At 41.4% G+C, this 19964-nt stretch carries 18 protein-coding genes; 15 read left to right on the forward strand and 3 right to left on the reverse strand.

Annotated elements, in window-relative coordinates; genetic code table 11:
• The first annotated feature begins 46 nt into the window (after nucleotides 1-46).
• The 6 genes from RBATCC27255_RS07175 (at nucleotide 47) to RBATCC27255_RS07200 (ending at nucleotide 7836) form a co-directional block, all read left to right on the forward strand.
• Complete coding sequence (locus RBATCC27255_RS07175) at nucleotides 47-736, forward strand: LytR/AlgR family response regulator transcription factor (protein WP_101029356.1); 690 nt, start codon at nucleotides 47-49, stop codon at nucleotides 734-736.
• A 3-nt stretch (nucleotides 737-739) separates the two neighbouring features.
• The gene (locus RBATCC27255_RS07180) at nucleotides 740-1234 is read left to right on the forward strand and encodes a hypothetical protein (protein WP_101029355.1); all 495 of its coding nucleotides are present in this window, start codon (nucleotides 740-742) and stop codon (nucleotides 1232-1234) included.
• On the forward strand, nucleotides 1210-2064 hold the full coding sequence (locus tag RBATCC27255_RS07185; RefSeq protein ID WP_169923290.1) for a sensor histidine kinase: 855 nt from the start codon (nucleotides 1210-1212) through the stop codon (nucleotides 2062-2064). Before RBATCC27255_RS07180 ends, RBATCC27255_RS07185 begins: the two co-directional genes overlap by 25 nt.
• Before the next feature lie 394 nt (nucleotides 2065-2458).
• Complete coding sequence (locus RBATCC27255_RS07190) at nucleotides 2459-2917, forward strand: low molecular weight protein-tyrosine-phosphatase (protein ID WP_479725153.1); 459 nt, start codon at nucleotides 2459-2461, stop codon at nucleotides 2915-2917.
• A 144-nt stretch (nucleotides 2918-3061) separates the two neighbouring features.
• Nucleotides 3062-3676 carry a TetR family transcriptional regulator gene (locus tag RBATCC27255_RS07195; RefSeq protein WP_169923291.1) on the forward strand — a complete coding sequence of 205 codons (615 nt, stop codon included), beginning with the start codon at nucleotides 3062-3064 and terminating at the stop codon, nucleotides 3674-3676.
• Nucleotides 3677-3798: 122 nt separating this feature from the next.
• Nucleotides 3799-7836 carry an efflux RND transporter permease subunit gene (locus RBATCC27255_RS07200; RefSeq protein WP_101029369.1) on the forward strand — a complete coding sequence of 1346 codons (4038 nt, stop codon included), beginning with the start codon at nucleotides 3799-3801 and terminating at the stop codon, nucleotides 7834-7836.
• Nucleotides 7837-7908: 72 nt separating this feature from the next.
• On the opposite strand, the gene ybaK is transcribed toward RBATCC27255_RS07200, so the two are convergent.
• Nucleotides 7909-8388: a Cys-tRNA(Pro) deacylase gene (ybaK, locus tag RBATCC27255_RS07205; protein ID WP_046432649.1), complete on the reverse strand. Its 480-nt coding sequence runs from the start codon at nucleotides 8386-8388 to the stop codon at nucleotides 7909-7911.
• A gap of 595 nt (nucleotides 8389-8983) precedes the next feature.
• On the opposite strand from ybaK, the gene RBATCC27255_RS07210 reads away from it, so the two are divergent.
• Genes RBATCC27255_RS07210 through RBATCC27255_RS07250 form a run of 9 tightly spaced genes read left to right on the forward strand, consistent with a single transcriptional unit; the run spans nucleotide 8984 to nucleotide 17545 of the window.
• A complete protein-coding gene (locus RBATCC27255_RS07210; protein ID WP_015523550.1) occupies nucleotides 8984-9295 on the forward strand; it encodes a hypothetical protein in 312 nt (103 codons plus the stop codon).
• Nucleotides 9296-9329: 34 nt separating this feature from the next.
• On the forward strand, nucleotides 9330-11318 hold the full coding sequence (locus RBATCC27255_RS07215; protein ID WP_101029370.1) for a V-type ATP synthase subunit I: 1989 nt from the start codon (nucleotides 9330-9332) through the stop codon (nucleotides 11316-11318).
• On the forward strand, nucleotides 11315-11788 hold the full coding sequence (locus RBATCC27255_RS07220) for a V-type ATP synthase subunit K (RefSeq protein WP_015523549.1): 474 nt from the start codon (nucleotides 11315-11317) through the stop codon (nucleotides 11786-11788). Before RBATCC27255_RS07215 ends, RBATCC27255_RS07220 begins: the two co-directional genes overlap by 4 nt.
• A 41-nt stretch (nucleotides 11789-11829) precedes the next feature.
• The gene (locus RBATCC27255_RS07225; RefSeq protein WP_169923292.1) at nucleotides 11830-12411 is read left to right on the forward strand and encodes a V-type ATP synthase subunit E; all 582 of its coding nucleotides are present in this window, start codon (nucleotides 11830-11832) and stop codon (nucleotides 12409-12411) included.
• A gap of 11 nt (nucleotides 12412-12422) precedes the next feature.
• Nucleotides 12423-13394, forward strand: a complete 972-nt coding sequence (locus tag RBATCC27255_RS07230) for a V-type ATPase subunit (protein WP_169923293.1) — start codon at nucleotides 12423-12425, stop codon at nucleotides 13392-13394.
• Entirely contained in the window at nucleotides 13387-13710 is a 324-nt protein-coding gene (locus tag RBATCC27255_RS07235) for a V-type ATP synthase subunit F (RefSeq protein WP_015523547.1), read from the forward strand. The genes RBATCC27255_RS07230 and RBATCC27255_RS07235 overlap by 8 nt, the downstream gene beginning before the upstream one ends.
• A gap of 11 nt (nucleotides 13711-13721) precedes the next feature.
• Nucleotides 13722-15488 carry a V-type ATP synthase subunit A gene (locus RBATCC27255_RS07240; RefSeq protein WP_101029373.1) on the forward strand — a complete coding sequence of 589 codons (1767 nt, stop codon included), beginning with the start codon at nucleotides 13722-13724 and terminating at the stop codon, nucleotides 15486-15488.
• Complete coding sequence (locus RBATCC27255_RS07245; RefSeq protein ID WP_101029374.1) at nucleotides 15488-16861, forward strand: V-type ATP synthase subunit B; 1374 nt, start codon at nucleotides 15488-15490, stop codon at nucleotides 16859-16861. The genes RBATCC27255_RS07240 and RBATCC27255_RS07245 overlap by 1 nt, the downstream gene beginning before the upstream one ends.
• Before the next feature lie 21 nt (nucleotides 16862-16882).
• Nucleotides 16883-17545 carry a V-type ATP synthase subunit D gene (locus RBATCC27255_RS07250; protein ID WP_101029375.1) on the forward strand — a complete coding sequence of 221 codons (663 nt, stop codon included), beginning with the start codon at nucleotides 16883-16885 and terminating at the stop codon, nucleotides 17543-17545.
• Between the two features lie 52 nt (nucleotides 17546-17597).
• On the opposite strand, the gene RBATCC27255_RS07255 is transcribed toward RBATCC27255_RS07250, so the two are convergent.
• Nucleotides 17598-18164, reverse strand: a complete 567-nt coding sequence (locus RBATCC27255_RS07255) for a GNAT family N-acetyltransferase (protein ID WP_101029376.1) — start codon at nucleotides 18162-18164, stop codon at nucleotides 17598-17600.
• Between the two features lie 52 nt (nucleotides 18165-18216).
• A complete protein-coding gene (locus tag RBATCC27255_RS07260; RefSeq protein ID WP_101029377.1) occupies nucleotides 18217-19581 on the reverse strand; it encodes an MATE family efflux transporter in 1365 nt (454 codons plus the stop codon).
• Nucleotides 19582-19964: the final 383 nt, after the last annotated feature.

Below are 19964 nucleotides of genomic sequence, written 5' to 3' on the forward strand. Positions count from 1 at the left end.
TTTAAGTGAAACTTTCACAATATGGGCTAATTAGGGGGAATTAAATATGAACATATTGGTTTGTGATGATGATTTTTCAATTGCAAATAGCATTGCAGAATACATAAAAAATAAGTTTAAACACGAAGTATTTGTTTCTATTAACAGAGAAGAGGCTCTGAATGTAATACATTCAGAAAATATTGATTTGTTGATTATTGACATTGTTCTCAAAGATGACAACGGAATTTTTCTTGCGGAAGATATTCAAAAAGATCAATCTAACATAAAAATTATTTTTATAACAGGCTATGGAAATGTGTACTATGAAAATATTTATGAGCATATTACTCCACAGGGATTTCTTGAAAAACCGATTCAGTACAACATTCTGAACTTTTTCATTAAACAGGCTGAAAATGAATATAAGAAAAAAACTGCAAAATTAAAAATTTCCTATGATTTTAAAGAACACCTGATTCCGATTGACAGTATCCTATACATCCAAAGTTCTAAACGAGTTTGTGAAATTATCACCGACGACAAAATCTATCGTTGCTACAAAAAACTTTCTGATTTTCCAAAGGAGTTGCCCGAATATTTCGCAAGATGCCACCAGAGCTATATTGTAAACGCAAATTATATTGCCTCTTATCAATCAGGGCAATTTACTTTGACAAACGGAGCTATTATTCCGATAAGCGATTCTTACGCTAAAAATGCTAAAAATTTATATCTTATGAATTTCGGAGGATAAACAATGTTACTTGTTTTTGCAACTATATTAGACTTAATTACAACTGCTACTTTTCTTCAGTATCCACTGCAACTGCTTACATTAAAAAAGGACAAACCTATTTACAAAATTATAATGGGAATGTTCTTTGTTTTTACAATGATTATTTCTTTTTTATCCAGAACAAACGAGGAATTTAATGCTAATCCATTTAAACCTATTGTTTTATTTGGAGTGATTGCCGTAACATTTTTCACTTGTTTCAGCGATAAAATCTCTCAGAAAACAATAGCCTATGTTCTGTTCATTGCTTCAATGTGTATAACAGAGCTTTCGGTTATGGCGTTATTTACTTTTATGGGATTTTCATTGCGTGACGATAAAGTTGCAAATGTACTCAGCAATGTTGTGGCTATTCTTGTTCTTTGGATTTTACTTTTAATATGCAAAAAATTTTTGATAAAAATCTTAAGCACAAAAATTATTCATCAAGAATGTGGCAATTTGATATTATCATAGTTTCACAGCTTATGTGCAGTTCGGCAATCGCCATTTCCGTATATAACAATAACAACTTTGAACTGACAAGTGCAAATATCATACTTTGGATTTTTGTCATTGCAACAATCATATGTATGGTTATATGTGACATCGCACTTTACAAAGTTTTGCTTGTAAATTCTGAAAATCACGATTTAAAAGAAGCACTCGAACTTTCTAATTTAAAGAACGAACTAGAACTTGAATACTACAACAAAATGAAAGTAAGTATTGCCGAAACAAGAAAAATGAATCACGATATCAGTAATATGATTACAGTTGTAAAAGCTATGGTTAATGATAACAATGATAATAATAGTGAACGAGCAAACGCAATTATCCAAGATTTGACCGAAACTCTTGAGAACAACAAAATCAGAAAATTCTGTGACAATGAATTAGTCAATATTATTATGATTAACAAATATGACACCATAAAAGCAAATCATATTGAGTTTTCAAGCAACTTGAATGTTCCGAATAACATCAATGTCAAAAACACAGATCTCTGTAGATTGTTTACCAATATAATTGATAACGCAATAGAGTCTTGTGTTAGTTCTAATGATAAAGGTAAAGTATTTATTATTCTTTCATCGCAAATTAAAGATAATAACTTTGTAGTAAAATGCATCAATTACTGCGACCATAATATTACCGATAACATTGATAATTTACAATCCACAAAGCCAAATCATAAAGGACTTGGTATTGAAATCCTAAAAAATATTACAGAATCATATTCAGGCGATTTCACAGTAAGTTGTGAGGATAATACTTTCACAACAATTGCATTGCTAAAAATCTGATTATTAAAAATGCACTCACATCATTAAGATATGAGTGCTGTTTTGTTGTGACTAAAAGTTTTTTATGCTATAATAAAATCATCTTTTAACCCCAATAACGATAGCTTAAATTGGTAAATTATAATTCTCTCATTGAGTTATAACAAGTAAAAATCCACTTTGCACCCCCTACTCAAAAGCTATCGTTATACGGTTGATTTTGGAAGTAGTCTGCACCCCCCTAACTGACTACTATTTGACTACTTTTGGAAAATCTAATATGCCACATTTTGCCTTGATTTGCGTGTTTTGAGGGAATTTTAAAAGTGATACTCATTCTTGTTATACTCAAATTACCCTTGCAAATCACGGCATATTACGGCAAATCGGGAGGAATTTTGTTATGATAAGGATAATGTTTGTGTGCCATGGGAATATTTGTCGGTCACCTATGGCGGAGTTTATATTCAGGGACATGGTTAAGAAGGCAGGAATTGCGGACAGGTTTGTTATTGAATCTTCCGCTACAAGTACGGAGGAGATATGGAATGGGATTGGGAATCCTGTTTATCCGCCGGCTAAGCGTGAGCTTGCAAAACACGGAATCGGTTGTGACGGCAAGAGGGCTGTTCAGCTCAAAAAATCCGACTATGACAAGTACGATTATTTCATCTGCATGGACTCTAATAATATCAGAAACACTATGCGAATTTTCGGCGATGACAAAGACGGAAAGGTTTGCAAGATGATGAGCTTTGCAGGTATGAATCGTGATGTATCGGATCCGTGGTACAGCGGTGATTTTGAGCAGGCATACAACGATATTTACAGCGGATGCAAAGGATTTTTTGAAAAATTTAAAGGCAAAGCTTAATTTTGTTGTTAATATGCACAAAGATTTTTGATCGTATATGTGCAAAATCTAAAACACATTTAATTGACACAATAAATAAACGATGTTAAAATTGTGACAGGTTGTCATATGACTGCCTGTCACATTTATTTTGGAGGATTTTTTATGATAAAAAACACCTTTTATAATCTTCCCGAAGAAAAGCGTAAGAGAATCACGGACGCAATATTCAATGAATTTGCCGGTTCGTCGGGAGAGAGAGTCAGCATAAACAATATTATAAAGAACGCAAACATTTCGAGAGGCAGTTTTTATCAGTACTTTGACGATAAGGTTGACCTTGTGGAGGTTATGACACGCTCATTTATCAACTTTTCGCTTGAAAAAGCCACAGAGGTTATCTCTCGCACTCACGGCGACATATTTGTAACTTATGATTTGCTTTTTGAAATTCTATGCGAATGTTCAAAGGATGCAAAACAAAGTATCATTATGAAGAATCTCATCAAAAATATAAAGGCAAATGACAGTCTTGTTTCGGAATATTTTATCAACCGTTTCAAGGGCGTTGCAGAGCTTGTCAGCGTTACAAACAATTTTGACAGAAGTAACCTTAAATATACTTCAGATGAAGATGTGAAGTGTCTTTCACAGATTCTCACTCAGGTGCTGAAGAATGCCGTGTTCAATGTTTTTGTAATAGGAAAGCCTTTTGACGAGGTTCACAGGGAGTATCACAGAAAACTTGAAATTATCAAAACAGGTGCAATTGCAGATTAAGTTTAATATTCATGCAACCGGTTGCGGCCGATTTCAACAGAAAATGTAAACCTAAGTTGGTAGAAATTGCATTTAATATGAAATATACTCATAGATAAAAAGCACAAACGAAGGAGTAATCCATGTTATCAAAAATCAGCGTAAAAAAACCGATGACGGTATTGGTTGCGGTTGTACTTGTTCTGGTTCTGGGTATTGTGTCATTTTTTAAGATGACCCCCGACCTTTTACCGAATATGGACTTTCCCTATGCCGTTATTATGACCACCTACGCAGGTCAGACACCCGAGGCGGTTGAAACAACGGTTTCAAAGCCTCTTGAACAGTCGATGTCGGCAATTGACGGTGTTAAGGAGATCACCTCTACCTCATCGGACAACTATTCACTTTTGATGATTGAATTTGAGGACGGCACAAATATGGACAGCGCAACTGTTGATATGCGTTCAAGCCTTGACACAATCAAGGGCAATTGGCCTGACGGAGTCGGAACACCTTACCTCATCAAAATCAATCCGAACATCCTCCCCGTTGCAATGACGGCGGTTGACTTTGAAGGCAAGTCGCAGACAGAGCTTTCGGATTATGTCACAAACGAACTTTTGAATGAACTTGAAGGCATTGACGGTGTTGCCTCTGTTTCTGACAAGGGCATTGTTACGGAACAGGAAAATGTCGTACTTTCACAGGATAAGCTTGACAAGCTTAATAAGAAGATTTCCGCTGCACTCGATAATCAATTCGGTGATGCGGAGGACAAAATTGCCAAGGCTAAAAAGGAATTGCAAGATAATATCGGCAAAGCTAAGGACGGTCAGGGTACAATTTCATCATCTATTGAGCAAATCAACTCACAGCAGGAGGCTGTTTCAAAACAGCTTGCCGATGCACAGAACAAGGCTGAAAGCGGTAAAACACAGCTTTTGTCGGCAAAGATGCAGTTGCTTGACCGAAAGGCAAGCCTTACCTCAACAAAGACCTTGCTTGAAACCGCCTATCAGGGCTTGCTTGAACTAAAAACTACCTATGATGAGCTGACTTCCGAGCAGTCACAGCTTACGCAAAAGCTTGAACAGCTTTCAAAATTCAACGAACAGTATCAGGAAATTATTCGGAAAATGAACGATGTTCTCCCCGACAGTGAGGATTACAAGGCACTTCAACAGCAGATTGACGAGCTTAACAAGGCGCTTGAGCCTTACGGAATCAAAGCTCCCGATATCGCAAAAACAATGCAGACAGTTCAGAATTCCATTAACAAAAGTGCAGAGGCAATTCAAAATGTTGAAAATTCACTTAAAAAGCTCGGAACTTCGGGAGATGCAATCAATTCTGCATTAAGCGAAATGTCGGAGAAAATCTCACAAATCAACTCTGGTATTGCACAGCTTGATAACGCAATTTCGGGACTTGACGATAAATCGATTTCGGTTGATTCCGCTCTTGCCCTCATTTCACAACAACAGTCAAGTGCAGACTTTAAAATGTCCTCTGCCATGTCAGCTCTCACTTCAAAACAGAGTGAACTCAACAGCGCACTCACACAGCTTTCGAGTGCAGAAAAACAGATTGAAACATCCGAAAAAGAACTTGCAGATAAAAAGAAAGAGGCAAAAAGCAAGGCTGATGTGAGCAACACGGTCACACTTGATACCATTTCTTCAATTCTAACGGCACAAAACTTTTCAATGCCGGCAGGCTATGTTACCGATGACGATAACAACAAATTTATGGTTCGTGTCGGCGACAAGGTAAATGATGAAAAAGAGATGAAGTCGCTTGTGCTATTTGACACAGGAATTGACGGAATAGGAGTTATTCATCTTGAAGATGTTGCAGATGTTTTTGTTGCCGATAATTCTGATGAAACCTTTGCAAGAATCAACGGCAACCCCGGTATTGTATTGAGCTTTTCAAAGTCAAGCAACACAGCGTCTTCTACCGTTTGCGAAAACATCAATTCAAAGCTTGATTCGCTTTCAAAAGAGGTTGACGGACTTCACTTTACAAACCTTTATAATGAAGGCGACTACATTAACCTTGTAATCAACAATGTATTACAGAATCTTCTTATGGGTGCGGTTCTCGCAATTATTATCCTTTTCCTCTTCCTCAGAGATATCAAGCCGACACTCATTGTTGCCTGCTCAATTCCGATAAGCGTTGTGTTTGCAATTGTCCTCATGTATTTCAGCGGTGTAACACTCAATATGATTTCGCTGTCAGGACTTGCGATAGGAGTCGGTATGCTTGTTGACAACTCGGTTGTTGTTATCGAAAATATCTACCGACTGAGAAGCATGGGCGTTTCGCCGATTAAGGCGGCACTTAACGGTGCAAGACAGGTTGCCGGCGCAATTACGGCGTCAACTCTCACCACAGTATGCGTGTTCCTGCCGATTGTATTTGTTGAAGGTATCACCCGTCAGCTGTTTGTTGACCTTGCACTCACGGTTACATATTCACTTCTTGCAAGCCTTATTGTTGCGCTGACGCTTGTTCCGGCCATGGGACAGAGAATGCTCCGCAAGATGAAACCTAATTCCGCTCCGAAGGACGGAAAAATCAAGAAGGCATATGAACGCTCACTTCGTTTCGTATTAAAGCACAAAGTTCCTGCAATTCTCGTTGCAGTTGCACTTCTCTTTACAAGTGCAGGTCTTTGTCTGATGAGAGGTTTCAGCTTTATGCCCGATATGAGCAGTACACAGATTCAGGTATCATTGAAGCTTGACGATAACGCAACCTTTGAAGAAACAGTTAAAGAGGGCGAAAAGCTCAACGATTTGCTTTCAAAATATGACCAGTTTGAAACCGTAGGCGTTATGGCGGGCAGTTCGTCAAGCCTTATGGGACTTACAGGCGGTTCATCGTCAAATGATGCCGGCTCACTTATGGCATATGCCGTTCTCAAGGATGATTTTACAAAACAGAGCGGTGAGATTTCAAAGAAGATTGAAAAGGATCTTGAAAGCCTTGACGGTGAGGCTACCGTAAGCGGCGGCACTTCAAGTTCAATGTCAAGCCTTATGGGTGACGGTTCCGTTCAGATTACGCTCTACGGTGACGACCTTGACACACTCAAAAGCACTGCCGAGGATATCGGCAAGACACTTGAAAAGGTTAAAGGCGTTGCATCGGTTGACAACGGCATCGGTGCTGTTTCTCCCGAAATCAAGGTTACTGTTGACAAGTCAAAAGCCGCTGAAAAGGGACTTACCATTGCACAGGTTTATCAGCAGGTTGCCGCTGCAATTTCAACAGAAAAAAACGCTGCCACTATTACGAATGATGACGGCAATGATATGAATGTTGTGGTTGTAAAGGACGACAGCGAAACCGTTACTCCGAAAAATCTCCGTGACCTCGACATAACTTATACGGATAAGAGCGGTAACGAAAAGACCGTTAAACTCTCCTCTGTTTCGGATATTTCAAAGTCGGAAACTATGGATAAAATCAGCCGTGAAAATCAAAAGCGTTACCTTACAATCAGCGCAGAAGTCAAGGACGGCTACACTCTTACATCTGTTTCAAACAATGTAAAATCCGCAATGAACGATTACAAGCTCCCGAAAAGCTGTTCAATCGACTACGCAGGTACAGACAAAATGACAATGGAGGCAGTTTCACAGCTTATGCTTATGCTGTTGCTCGGCATTATTCTCATCTACCTCATTATGGTTGCACAGTTCCAGAGCCTTAAATCACCGTTCATTATTATGTTTACAATTCCGCTTGCATTTACGGGCGGTTTCCTCGCACTTTTAATCGCAGGATTTGACATCAGCGTTGTATCACTTGTCGGTTTTGTAATGCTCTGCGGTATCATTGTAAACAACGGTATCGTACTTGTTGACTACATCAACAAACTTCGTATTGACGGCAAAGAAAGAATTGAGTCAATTGTTGAGGCGGGCAAAACCCGTATGCGTCCTATCCTCATAACGGCACTCACAACCGTTCTCGGTCTTGTTGTTATGGCTCTCGGCATAGGCACAGGTGCAGAAATGATGCAGCCTATCGCAATTGTCTGCATCGGAGGTTTGCTCTACGCAACATTTATGACGCTCTACATTGTTCCCGTTATTTACGATTTGTTCAATAAAAAAGAACTCAAAAAAGTAAGTGACGAAGACCTTGAATTTATTGACGAATAAATCATATTAATAAAATACACCCCCGACTAAACCGTTTGGCACAGTCGGGGGTGTTGTTTTTTGAATATCAGGTCAGTCCTTTATAATATCGGCACATTGACCGTTTGTAAGACGGATTAAATCTTCTGGTTTTAAATCAATTTGATAACCGATTTTTCCTGCGCTGACAATGATTTTCGGAATTGACTCTGCTGTAATGTGAAAGGTTGTCTTGAACTGCTTTTTCATTCCGAGAGGTGAACAGCCTCCACGCACATAACCCGTGACCTTTGTAATATCCTTTACGGGAATCATTTCAACCGACTTTTCACCTACGCTCTTGGCACATTTTTTAAGGTCAAGCTCATGGTCAACAGGAACTACGAAAACATAATAATCTCTGCCCATGCCCTTTGTTACAAGAGTTTTGAACACATAATCGGGATTTTGATTCATAAGTGTTGCAACCGTTACTCCGTCAACGGCATCCTTGCCGTGGGGATATTCATGGTGAGTATATTCAACCTTTTCTTTGTCTAAAATTCTCATTACATTTGTCTTGATTTCTTTCATAAATACACAATCCTCCATGCATATTGCCATCTTGTTATTACCCTCACATAATACAACTTTTCGCATCGGATTTCAACCTTGATTTATTAGCAATTTTATTAAAATAATGTTAGAATAAATTCAGAAGTTATTCGAGGTGGAAAATTTCGTCCCCGTCCACACGCCGATGGCTTGACAAAGGGAAACCTTGAGAGATGCAGGAGAATGGGACGCCTGCCGAATAACCGTAGCTTTGAAAGCCGCTCCGAATTTTTTGGGGACGGCTTTCTTCTGTTTTACAGACTAAAAATCGCTGTTTTACCCACAACACGCAAGATAATAAGCAAGTCAGTAAGCAAGATAGTAAGCAAGATAATAAGCAAGTTAATTTTTTAAACACCGTATTATGCGGTGTTTTTTCTTTTATCGCAAATTAATGCTGTAAAACCACTCGCAAATGCGGTCACAGGGAAGAAAATAATAAAAAACTGGGCAAACTTTAATGTATGTTGATTGCTTTTTTAAAATAATTGTGCTACAATCTAGGAATAGAATAAACAAAATAGTGTATTCTTCAAAAATATTTTTATGCAATTTTTAGCAAAGGAGGATAACAATGGCAAAAGATATGCTGGACGCCATTTACAATGCCGAAGAGGATTGCAGACAGCGTGAGGCAAATGCACGAGCAGAATCAGCAGAAAGGGTTGAACAGACAAAGGCAGATGCCAAACAGGTTGTGCTTTCGGCAAAGGAAAAGGCACAGAAGGATGCCGATATGCTTTTTGAAAAGACTGCGAAAGAGGGCAAAAAAGAGCTTGAGAAAGCCTCTGAAAAGGCAAATCTTGAGTGCGACATTCTCTCTCGGACTGCAGACAAAAACCGCAAGCGTGTTATTGACGGGGCTATACAAAGGCTCTCTCTTTAAAACGGTTGCAATGAAAGAAGCGTGGTGATAGAAATTGGCAAAACTTAAAATGAAGTCGGTTCGGATTATTGCCCTAAGACAGGACAGAAAGCGACTTCTTGAACATTTGCAGGATTCGGGTTTGGTTCAGATTGAAAAGACCGAAACCTGCAGAAAAGGTTTCGGCAAGATTGATATGACCTCACAAATTCAGATTTTCGAGCGGAATGTTACTCTCAGTGAAAACGCTCTGAAAATTCTCGACAGCAACTCTCCCGAAAAGAAAAGTATGCTTTCCGCATTTTGCGGACGGCGGGAGATTGATCCCGATGAAATCGGAGTTATCGCATCAAATGCAGGCGAAGTTATTGATGTGTGCAACAGAATTTGTGAGCTTAACAAACAGATTGCCGATAATGCGGCGGAACGGATTCGCATAAAAACCGCTCTTGCACAGCTTGAGCCGTGGAAGAATCTTGATATTCCGCTTAATGCAAAGGACACAAAAACAACGGCTGTTTTCATAGGCTCAATTCAAAAGGAGTACAACGAGGTATCGCTTTCAGAGGCACTTGCCGAGGCTTCTCCGAAGCTTGAATTTGATTTTGAAATTCAATTTGCAAACGAGGGGCTTACCTGCATTGTACTTTTTGCACCGATTGCTCAAAAGGAGCTTGCAGAAAATGCTCTGCGTGACATCGGTTTTGCAAAACCTGTTACGAACTCAAGCCTTACCCCTTTGGCGGAATCAAAAAAGCTTGTTGAAAGAAGTCACAAGCTTGAAGACGACACGGAAAATGCAAAAAAGGAAATCATTTCCTTTGCAGACAGGCGAAAAGATATTAAAGATACACAGGATTATTTCAGAATCAGAGCCGATAAATACAGCGTAATCGGTGAACTTCAGCATTCACGGAATGTTTTTGTCATTTCGGGTTACATTCCCGAGGAGGACTGTGAAAAGCTTGAAAGGCTTTGTGAACGAGTTTCTGTATGCTATGTTGAATTTGGCGATGTTGACGAGGAAAAAGCTCCTGTAAAACTAAAGAACAGTCGCTTTGCAGCACCGGCAGAGAGCATTGTAAATATGTACTCTCCCCCGTCGCATGACGATATTGATCCAACGCCGTTGCTTGCGTTCTTCTTCTACTTTTTCTTTGGAATGATGTTCTCGGACGCAGGCTACGGACTGTTAATGGTAATAGGAACAGGACTTGCAATAAAGCTGTTCAAACCTGACAAGGAAATGCGAAACACCTTGAAGCTGTTCCAATATTGCGGTATTTCAACATTTTTCTGGGGACTTGTTTTTGCAAGCTTCTTCGGAGATGCCCCCGCAACCCTTTACAACTACTTTACGGGTGCAGACATTACGATGGAGCAAATCTTCCCGTGGCCGACAATTGACCCGCAAAAGGACGCACTTATGCTGATGATTATTTCAATAGCATTCGGTCTTGTACACATTCTTGTCGGTATGGGCTGCAAATTCTATGTTTGCCTCAGGCAGAAAGATTACGGCGGAGCGTTCTTTGACACGGGACTTTGGATGCTTATGCTTATCGGATTTGCCGTTTTGGCGGCAGGTATGGCGTTTGGTCAGACGCTCGTCTATGTCGGAACAGGCATTGCGATTTTTTGCGCAATCGGTCTTGTTCTCACACAGGGCAGAAACAAAAAGGGATTCGGCAAAGTCATCGGCGGACTTGCCTCTCTCTATGACATCACAGGTTACATCAGTGACCTTCTGAGCTACTCTAGACTTCTTGCTCTCGGACTTACGACGGGAGTTATGGCTCAGGTATTCAATATGCTTTCGACCATGTTCGGAAAGAGCTGGTTTGGAATTATCTTACTCATTATTGTGTTCATCATCGGACACGCAATCAACATCGGACTCAACGCACTCGGTTCATATGTTCACACAATGCGACTTCAGTATGTTGAAATGTTCGGAAAATTCTATGAGGGCGGCGGCAAACAGTTTAAGCCGTTCAAGCTCAACAGTAAATATATTAAAATTCAGGAGGACAAATCAAAATGAATGGAATATTTTTCGCACTTTTAGGCGCATCAATAGCAACAGCACTTGCAGGCGTAGGTTCTGCTCGAGGTGTAGGCTCTGCCGCACAGGCAGCTATGGGAGTTCTTTCCGAGGACTCATCAAAATTCGGTAAAATGCTCGTTCTCACACTTCTCCCGGGTACTCAGGGACTTTACGGATTTATCGTAGGCTTCCTTATTCTCGTAAGCGGCGGCGTTCTCGGCGGCACAGCTCCGACAATCGGACAGGGACTTGCATACTTTGCAGCATCACTTGCTATTGGTATCGGCGGTATGATTTCAGGTTTTGCACAGGGCAAGGCAGCCGTTTCGGGTATTGCGCTCAGCGCAAAGGACGATTCAAACTTCTCAAAGGCTATGGTTTCCGTAACTCTCGTTGAGATTTACGCTCTCCTTTCATTCATCGTTTCACTTCTCGTTGTTATCACAGTTCCAAACCTTAACATCTGATAACCGACTAACGAAAATTATGAAAGAAAGGTGGAATCACTTTGAGCAGCGGTGATAAAATTTTAAATCGCATAAGTCTTGACTGTGACGAAAGAATCAGCCAAATAGGTGCTGAAACCAATGAAAAATGCGCACAGATTATGGCACAGGCAAAGCTTGATGCCGACAAGATTTCTGCCGAAATTGCCGACAGGGCACAGTCAAAGGTCAAGCAGATGCAGGCGGCTTCAAAGAGCCGTTGCGACCTTGAAACACGCAACGCTTTCCTAAAGAGAAGGCGTGAGGAAATTGACAAGACATACAGTGAAATTCTTAATAAAATGAAAAATCTTCCCGATGAAGATTACTTTGAACTGATTTACACATTTGCAAAAAAGTTAAACGGAATGAGCGGTGTTGTGCTTTTGAACAAAAAGGATATGAACCGACTTCCGAAGGATTTTCTTGCAAGGCTTGAAAAATGCGGTGTAAAAGCAGAGCTTTCAAAAACGCCGTGTGACATTGAAAGCGGTTTTATTCTTAAATGCGGTGACATTGAAGAAAACATGGACTTCTCGGCAATATTGTCCGAAAAGCGTGACGCTATCGAGGATTTTATAAATCAGGAACTTTTTAAGGCATAGGGAGGAATATGATGGCATTATCTTATGAATTTTCCATCGGCTCCGTCCGTGCTAAAGAAAAAAATCTGTTTACAAACAGCGACATTGAGCATATGCTCGGTTGTGAAAATGTGAACGAGCTTTGCAGATACCTCTCGGACAAGGGCTACGGCGAGGGTGATAACATTGAAGATATTTTGAAATCCCACAGTGAAAATGTGTGGGAATATCTTAAAAGAACCGCACCCGATTTTGCAATATTCACACCGTTCTTCTATCTTAACGACCTTCACAACCTTAAAGCTGTTTTAAAGGGAACGCTTTCAAACAGACCGTATTCACAGCTTTTGGTAAAGCCGTGTACTTTCTCTGAAGAAACGCTTAAACAGGCGGTTGAGAACAGAAAGTTTTCACTTTTGGGCGAAGAACTTTCCGCATCTTGTGACAAGGCATATGAAATTCTTGCACACACAGGTGACGCAAGACTCAGCGATGCGGTTCTTGACAGAGCTTTTATGGAGCTTGTTCTGAAAACATCCGAAAAATCCGACAGCGAATTTATGTCCGAATATTTTAAAGCTACAGTATTTTATAATAATGTAAAGACAGCCATAAGAGGTGCAAAAGCCGATTGCGACAAAGATTTTCTTGAAATTGCAATCTGTGATGTGCAGGACTTCCCCCGTTCAAGGGTTATTGAGGCAAGCGTAAAGGGACTTGAACCAACGCTTGATGTGCTGTCAAAAATCTCGGCATACGGCTGTAACAAGGCTGTTGAAGAGTACAAGGTTTCTCCGTCGGCATTTGAGAAATTTGTTGACAACAGGCTTATGAGCCTTGCAAAAGAAAAATGCAAAAGGAGCGGTGACGGTGCAGATCCGATTACGGGCTATCTGATTGCAAGTGAAACAGAGAAAAAAGTTATTCACATTATTGCAAGCGGAATCCGTACCAAGACAAATTATGAAACCGTAAAAGAAAGGTTGCGTGAAGTTTATGGCTAAAAATATTGCCGTTATCGGCGACAGCGAAAGCATAAAGGGCTTTGCGGCAATCGGCATGGACATTTATCCGTGTGATGACAACGAAAACGCACCGCATCTTTTCAGAAAGATTGCTGACGGTGACAACTATGCGGTAATTTTTATTACCGAGGAAATGTTCGGACTTGTTGAAAAAGAGCGAAAAAGATATGAAGAAAGGCTCATTCCTGCCGTTATTCCTATCCCCGGTGTAAAAGGCAATACGGGAATCGGCATAAAAAGACTGTCGTCATTCGTTGAAAAGGCAGTCGGTTCGGACATTATCTTCAATGATTGAGGTGTAAGAATTTGAAATCTGGAATTATAACTAAGGTAGCAGGTCCTCTGGTAATTGCCGAGGGTATGCGTGATGCCGATATGTTCGATGTTGTGCGTGTAAGCAGTCAGCGACTTATCGGTGAAATAATCGAGATGCACGGCGACAGGGCATCAATTCAGGTATATGAAGAAACTTCGGGACTCGGACCCGGTGAGATTGTTGAATCCACAGGCGCTCCGCTTTCCGTTGAACTCGGTCCGGGACTTATCGGTTCAATTTATGACGGTATTCAGCGACCGCTTAACGAGATTATGAAGGTTGCCGGCACAAACCTCAAAAGAGGTGTTGATGTTCCATCACTTGATCACAAAAAGAAGTGGCACTTTACTCCCCTTGTTAAAAAGGGCGACACAGTTGCGGCAGGCGACACACTCGGTACTGTTCAGGAAACACACGCTGTTCTCCACAGGATTCTTGTTCCTAACAAAACAGGCGGTGTTGTTGAAAGCATCAGCGAGGGCGATTTTACAATTGACGAAACGGTTGCCGTTCTCAAAACAGACAAGGGCAATGTTGAGATTAATATGTGTACAAAATGGCCTGTTCGTGTGGGCAGACCGTACAAAAGAAAGCTCTCCCCCGACATTCTTCTTACCACAGGTCAAAGACCTATCGACACACTCTTTCCGCTTGCAAAGGGTGGTGTAGCCGCAGTTCCGGGACCGTTCGGTTCGGGCAAAACCGTTGTTCAGCATCAGCTTGCAAAGTGGGCGGCTGCCGATATTATCGTATATATCGGTTGCGGTGAGCGTGGCAACGAGATGACCGATGTTCTTAACGAGTTCCCCGAACTTAAAGATCCACGCACAGGCAACTCTCTTATGGAGAGAACCGTGCTTATTGCAAACACATCCGATATGCCTGTTGCCGCCCGTGAGGCATCTATCTACACAGGCATTACAATTGCAGAGTATTTCCGTGATATGGGTTACACGGTTGCACTTATGGCTGACTCAACATCCCGCTGGGCAGAGGCTCTCCGTGAAATGTCCGGCCGTCTTGAAGAAATGCCGGGTGAAGAGGGTTATCCCGCATACCTCGGCAGCCGACTTGCACAGTTCTATGAAAGAGCAGGCCGTGTTATCGTAAACGGCAGTGAGGACACGGAAGGTGCACTCTCGGTTATCGGTGCTGTATCACCTCCGGGCGGCGATATCTCTGAGCCTGTATCACAGGCAACACTCAGAATCGTTAAGGTGTTCTGGGGACTTGACGCAAACCTTGCTTACAAGCGGCACTTTCCTGCAATCAACTGGCTGACAAGTTATTCGCTTTATACAGACCAGCTTGCAGATTGGTTTTCAAAGAATGCCGCTCCCGACTTTATGGAGCTTCGCGGCAGACTTATGTCGCTGTTGCAGGAAGAAAGCGAGCTTCAGGAAATTGTAAACCTTGTCGGTATGGACGCACTTTCCGCACCCGACAGACTTAAGCTTGAAACTTCCCGTTCAATCCGTGAGGACTACTTGCACCAAAACGCATTTGACCCGACAGACACATACACATCTCTCGGCAAGCAGGTGCTTATGATGAGGGCAATTCTTGCCTACTATGACAAGGCAAAAGAGGCTCTTGCAAACGGTGCAGACATTGAAATGCTTGTCAATCTTCCTGTTCGTGAACGCATAGGAAGATATAAATATGTACCCGAGGATAAGGTTCGGGACGAGTTCGAGTCAATCAAGGCTCTGCTTGATTCGGAAATTAAGGATGTACTTGAAAGGAGTGAGGACTGATGCCAAAGGAATACCGCACAATACGAGAGGTTGCAGGTCCTCTTATGATGGTTAGTGATGTTGAGGGAGTAACATATGACGAACTCGGCGAAATTGAACTTCCGAACGGTGAAACACGCCGTTGCAAGGTTCTTGAGGTTGACGGCTCAAACGCACTTGTTCAGCTTTTTGAATCAGCCGCAGGCATTAACCTTGCAAATTCAAAGGTAAGATTTTTAGGTCGTTCAATGGAACTTCCCGTATCTCCCGATATGCTTTCAAGAGTATTTGACGGTCTTGGAAATCCGATTGACGGCGGTCCTGCTCTTATTCCCGAAAAAAGACTTGACATCAACGGCACACCTATGAACCCTGCCGCAAGAAACTATCCGCAGGAGTTTATTCAGACAGGCATCTCAGCAATTGACGGACTTAACACACTTGTAAGAGGACAGAAGCTGCCTATCTTCTCGGCATCGGGTCTGCCCCATGCCCAGCTTGCCGCTCAGATTGCAAGACAGGCGGCTGTAAGAGGCAAGGACGAACAGTTTGCCGTTGTATTTGCCGCAATGGGTATTACATTTGAAGAATCCGACTACTTTGTTCAGTCATTCAAGGAAACAGGCGCTATTGACAGAACCGTAATGTTTGTAAACCTTGCAAACGACCCTGCCATTGAGCGTATTGCAACTCCTAAAATGGCACTCACGGCGGCTGAATATCTTGCATTTGACAGAGGAATGCATGTTCTCGTTATTATGACCGACATCACAAACTATGCTGATGCGCTCCGTGAGGTTTCTGCCGCAAGAAAAGAAGTTCCGGGCAGACGAGGCTATCCGGGTTATATGTACACAGACCTTGCAACATTGTATGAAAGAGCCGGCAGACTTAAAGGCAAAGAGGGTTCAATCACTCTTATTCCGATTCTAACAATGCCCGAAGATGACAAGACTCACCCAATTCCCGACCTTACAGGTTACATCACAGAAGGTCAGATTATCCTATCCCGTGAGCTTTACCGAAAGGGAATTACTCCGCCGATTGATGTTCTTCCGTCACTTTCAAGACTTAAAGACAAGGGCATCGGTCCAGACAGAACCCGTAAAGACCACGCCGCAACCATGAACCAGCTTTTTGCCGCTTATGCAAGAGGCAAAGACGCAAGAGAGCTTATGGTAATTCTCGGCGAGGCGGCTCTTACCGATATGGATAAAAAGTATGCCGAATTTGCCGAGGCATTTGAGCGTGAGTATGTTTCACAGGGTTATGACGCAAACCGTTCAATTGAAGAAACACTTGACATCGGCTGGAAACTTTTGCATATTCTTCCGAGAAGTGAACTTAAACGAATTAAGGACGATATGCTTGACGAGTTTTACGGTAAAGAATAATCGCATTGAAGGTGTTTGCTAATGGCAGTTATGAATGTTAATCCCACCCGTATGCAGTTGACAAAGCTGAAAAAACAGCTTGCAACCGCAACCCGTGGTCATAAAATGTTAAAAGACAAGCGTGACGAGCTGATGCGCCGATTTCTTGACCTTGTAAGAGAAAACAAGGAGCTTCGCGAGAAGATTGAAAGAGAGCTTGCAGAGTGCAACAACCACTTTGTGAATGCAAGTGCGGTTATGTCAAAAGAAGCTTTGGACGCCTCGTTGATGTCACCAAAGCAGAGAATTGACCTTGAGCTTTCTTCAAAAAATGTTATGAGCGTTGATATTCCGCAGTTTTCATCAAGCACACGAACAAGCAACGAGAGCGATATTTTCCCCTACGGTTTTGCGTTTACTTCGTTTGAACTTGATGATGCGGTTATGTCGCTCAACGAGCTTTTGCCCGACCTGATAAGGCTCGCTGAAATTGAAAAAAGCTGTGAGCTTATGTCGGCAGAAATTGAAAAGACACGCCGCCGTGTTAATTCGCTTGAGCATGTTATGATTCCGAGATATCAGGAAACAATCAAATACATCTCGATGAAGCTTGAAGAAAATGACCGCAGCAGCCGTACCAGGCTGATGAAGGTTAAGGATATGCTTCTTGACAAGGCACATCATTATTCGGAACACTATAATTAACTACACAACAAAACAGGGACAGCACATATGAAATCGTGCTGTCCCGTTTTTATTATTTGAAATATTTTCCGCTGCCCTTCATTTCTGTTTTAATGAAGTGCGACATAATTTTGCCGAGATATTTTTTCATCATTTTGTTATAGCTTTCGGGATTGACTTCACCGCCGTATGCCATAACATCAAATGTTATTTTCGCCTCAACAATCTTTGCATTCAACCTTAAAAATCCGCAACGCTGATAGAATTTATAACGACTCATTCGCTGTTTTTGATTGGGGGCATTTTCTTCTTCAAGCTGTTCAATTGCAAGAAAAATTCTTTTGCCATTATACAAATTTTTAAATTCATCAAGCACGGCAACTCCGATTCCGTGTCCCCTCTCCTTTTCGGAAATTGCATAGTAGTACACATAGATAACTTCGCCGTCAGTGATTGCATAGATAAGTCCAATCCACTTTTCTTCATCATAAATTGCGTAGAAATCTGCACCGTCATTCTTTGATTTTTTCATCAAAAGCCAAAACGGTACTCTCTCAACGGCAGGAAATGCGGAAAGGTATAATTCTTTTACAGATTTATAATTACAAATTTGTTTTGTGACTTTTTTAAAGCAAATCATAAAAATCCCTTTCGTTACTATAATCACAGGGAATATTGTACCACATAAAGGATTAATTTGCCACAACAGTTTTCGTCTTTGAAAGTTTTCTTATTTTAACATAATAAACCGCAATCATAAGGAGCATACTTCCTGTCCATGCGGCAGGACCGGCAACACAGATTGACGCGTAACCTATCACAGAACTGAAAATGACGGGCGTCATAATTCGCATAACAACTTCGATAAGCGAACCGATCATAGGCACAATGCCGTTTTTAAGTCCCTGAATTGTTCCACGGTATATAAACAGCATTGCAAGTGACCACTCAAACGGGCAGTTCCAGAAGATAAACTGAACGGAATAATCAATAGTCTGCTGTGAGCTTCCGCTTGTGAAGATTCCTGTTATCGGCTGAGCAAAAATCATTGAAACCGCACCTATTACAATTGAATATATAATGCAAATTAACAGGCAGAAATTGACGCCTTTTTTGATTCTGTCATATCTTCCTGCGCCCTCGTTCTGACCTGCAAATGTTGCGATAACCGTACTCATTGAGTTCATCGGATTCTGGATGAGGAGCTGAACACGGTTGCCGATTGTGTAGGCGGCAACGGCATATGAACCGAACTGATTTACGAAATACTGCAAAACCATCATTCCGATTGAAATTACTGAGTTTTGAAGTCCCATCGGGAAACCAACTTTTAGTTCGTCCCGTACAGTTAAAGTCAAATTTTTAAAGCTGTTTCTGTTCGGCAAAAGCATTTTCACCTTGAAAAAAATGTACACGCAACAGAGAACTGCCGACACAAGCTGAGAGATTACCGTTGCAATTGCCGCACCCGAAACATCCCACCTGAACACTATGATAAATAACAGGTCAAGTCCCACATTCATTACGGATGAAAAGAGCAACAGATAAAGCGGAGTTTTGCTGTCACCAACCGAACGCAGGAGTGATGCCGTAAGGTTGTAGAGCATTGTGGCGGGGATTCCGAGGTAAATTATTGTAAGATATCTGCTTGCATACTCGAATGTATCCGAGGTTGTTCCGAGCATTGTAAGCAGCGGATTAACAAGAAGTACAAACGAAACAGTAAGCACAACAGCCGACACAACGCCAATTATTATGTGGGCGGCAACGCTCTTTTTCACCCGTTCCATATCGTTTGCACCGAAATGCTGTGAAGTGATTACCGAACAGCCGGCGGAAAGTCCTATGAAAAATCCGAGTGCAAAAAAGTTGAGCGAACTCGTTGAACCGACAGCCGCAAGCTTGATTTCACCGAGAGTCTGACCGACAATCAGCGTATCGACAACATTGTAAAGCTCCTGTAAAAGGTTGCCGATTATTACGGGAATTGCAAAAAATAAAATCTGACTTGAAATTTTTCCCTGAGTCAGATTTCTAACAGATTTTGAACCATTCATAACATTCACACTTCTTATCAAAAATTTTTATGTTTTTAATATCTTTTTCGTTTAAATTTAAGTCTTGGCAACACTCTGATTTTGATTGTTCAAATGCAGAGTATGTTGTATATAGCAAACAGATTTAAATCAGAGCAACACTCTGCTTTGCTTGCAAGGAGCAGAGTGTGCGATAGATTGCAATCTGTGCAAAGGAGCGATAGCTTCTCAGGATTTCAGTCATTAGACTGAAACCCTGAGAAGTACCGCATCGCTAAGCGGTGCGGTACTTCTGCACTAGATTATAGCACAGCGATTTGTGAATGTAAATGTATAGGAATGACGAAATAAAGACGCTTTTGTTTTGAAAAAACTTTACACAATGCACAGTATTGATTTTGTCC

It is taken from the genome of Ruminococcus bromii (assembly GCF_002834225.1).
GTDB classification, from domain to species: Bacteria; Bacillota; Clostridia; order Oscillospirales; family Acutalibacteraceae; genus Ruminococcoides; species Ruminococcoides bromii.

What these genes read in the sequence shown, in the direction of transcription:
- RBATCC27255_RS07180 (WP_101029355.1), top strand. Translation starts at nt 740, where the DNA reads ATGTTACTTGTTTTTGCAACTATATTAGACTTAATTACAACTGCTACT.
- RBATCC27255_RS07195 (WP_169923291.1), top strand. Translation starts at nt 3,062, where the DNA reads ATGATAAAAAACACCTTTTATAATCTTCCCGAAGAAAAGCGTAAGAGA.
- RBATCC27255_RS07250 (WP_101029375.1), top strand. Translation starts at nt 16,883, where the DNA reads ATGGCAGTTATGAATGTTAATCCCACCCGTATGCAGTTGACAAAGCTG.
- RBATCC27255_RS07235 (WP_015523547.1), top strand. Translation starts at nt 13,387, where the DNA reads ATGGCTAAAAATATTGCCGTTATCGGCGACAGCGAAAGCATAAAGGGC.
- RBATCC27255_RS07230 (WP_169923293.1), top strand. Translation starts at nt 12,423, where the DNA reads ATGGCATTATCTTATGAATTTTCCATCGGCTCCGTCCGTGCTAAAGAA.
- ybaK (WP_046432649.1), bottom strand. Translation starts at nt 8,388, where the DNA reads ATGAAAGAAATCAAGACAAATGTAATGAGAATTTTAGACAAAGAAAAG.
- RBATCC27255_RS07175 (WP_101029356.1), top strand. Translation starts at nt 47, where the DNA reads ATGAACATATTGGTTTGTGATGATGATTTTTCAATTGCAAATAGCATT.
- RBATCC27255_RS07185 (WP_169923290.1), top strand. Translation starts at nt 1,210, where the DNA reads ATGTGGCAATTTGATATTATCATAGTTTCACAGCTTATGTGCAGTTCG.
- RBATCC27255_RS07255 (WP_101029376.1), bottom strand. Translation starts at nt 18,164, where the DNA reads ATGATTTGCTTTAAAAAAGTCACAAAACAAATTTGTAATTATAAATCT.
- RBATCC27255_RS07190 (WP_479725153.1), top strand. Translation starts at nt 2,459, where the DNA reads ATGTTTGTGTGCCATGGGAATATTTGTCGGTCACCTATGGCGGAGTTT.
- RBATCC27255_RS07220 (WP_015523549.1), top strand. Translation starts at nt 11,315, where the DNA reads ATGAATGGAATATTTTTCGCACTTTTAGGCGCATCAATAGCAACAGCA.
- RBATCC27255_RS07200 (WP_101029369.1), top strand. Translation starts at nt 3,799, where the DNA reads ATGTTATCAAAAATCAGCGTAAAAAAACCGATGACGGTATTGGTTGCG.
- RBATCC27255_RS07210 (WP_015523550.1), top strand. Translation starts at nt 8,984, where the DNA reads ATGGCAAAAGATATGCTGGACGCCATTTACAATGCCGAAGAGGATTGC.
- RBATCC27255_RS07245 (WP_101029374.1), top strand. Translation starts at nt 15,488, where the DNA reads ATGCCAAAGGAATACCGCACAATACGAGAGGTTGCAGGTCCTCTTATG.
- RBATCC27255_RS07260 (WP_101029377.1), bottom strand. Translation starts at nt 19,581, where the DNA reads ATGAATGGTTCAAAATCTGTTAGAAATCTGACTCAGGGAAAAATTTCA.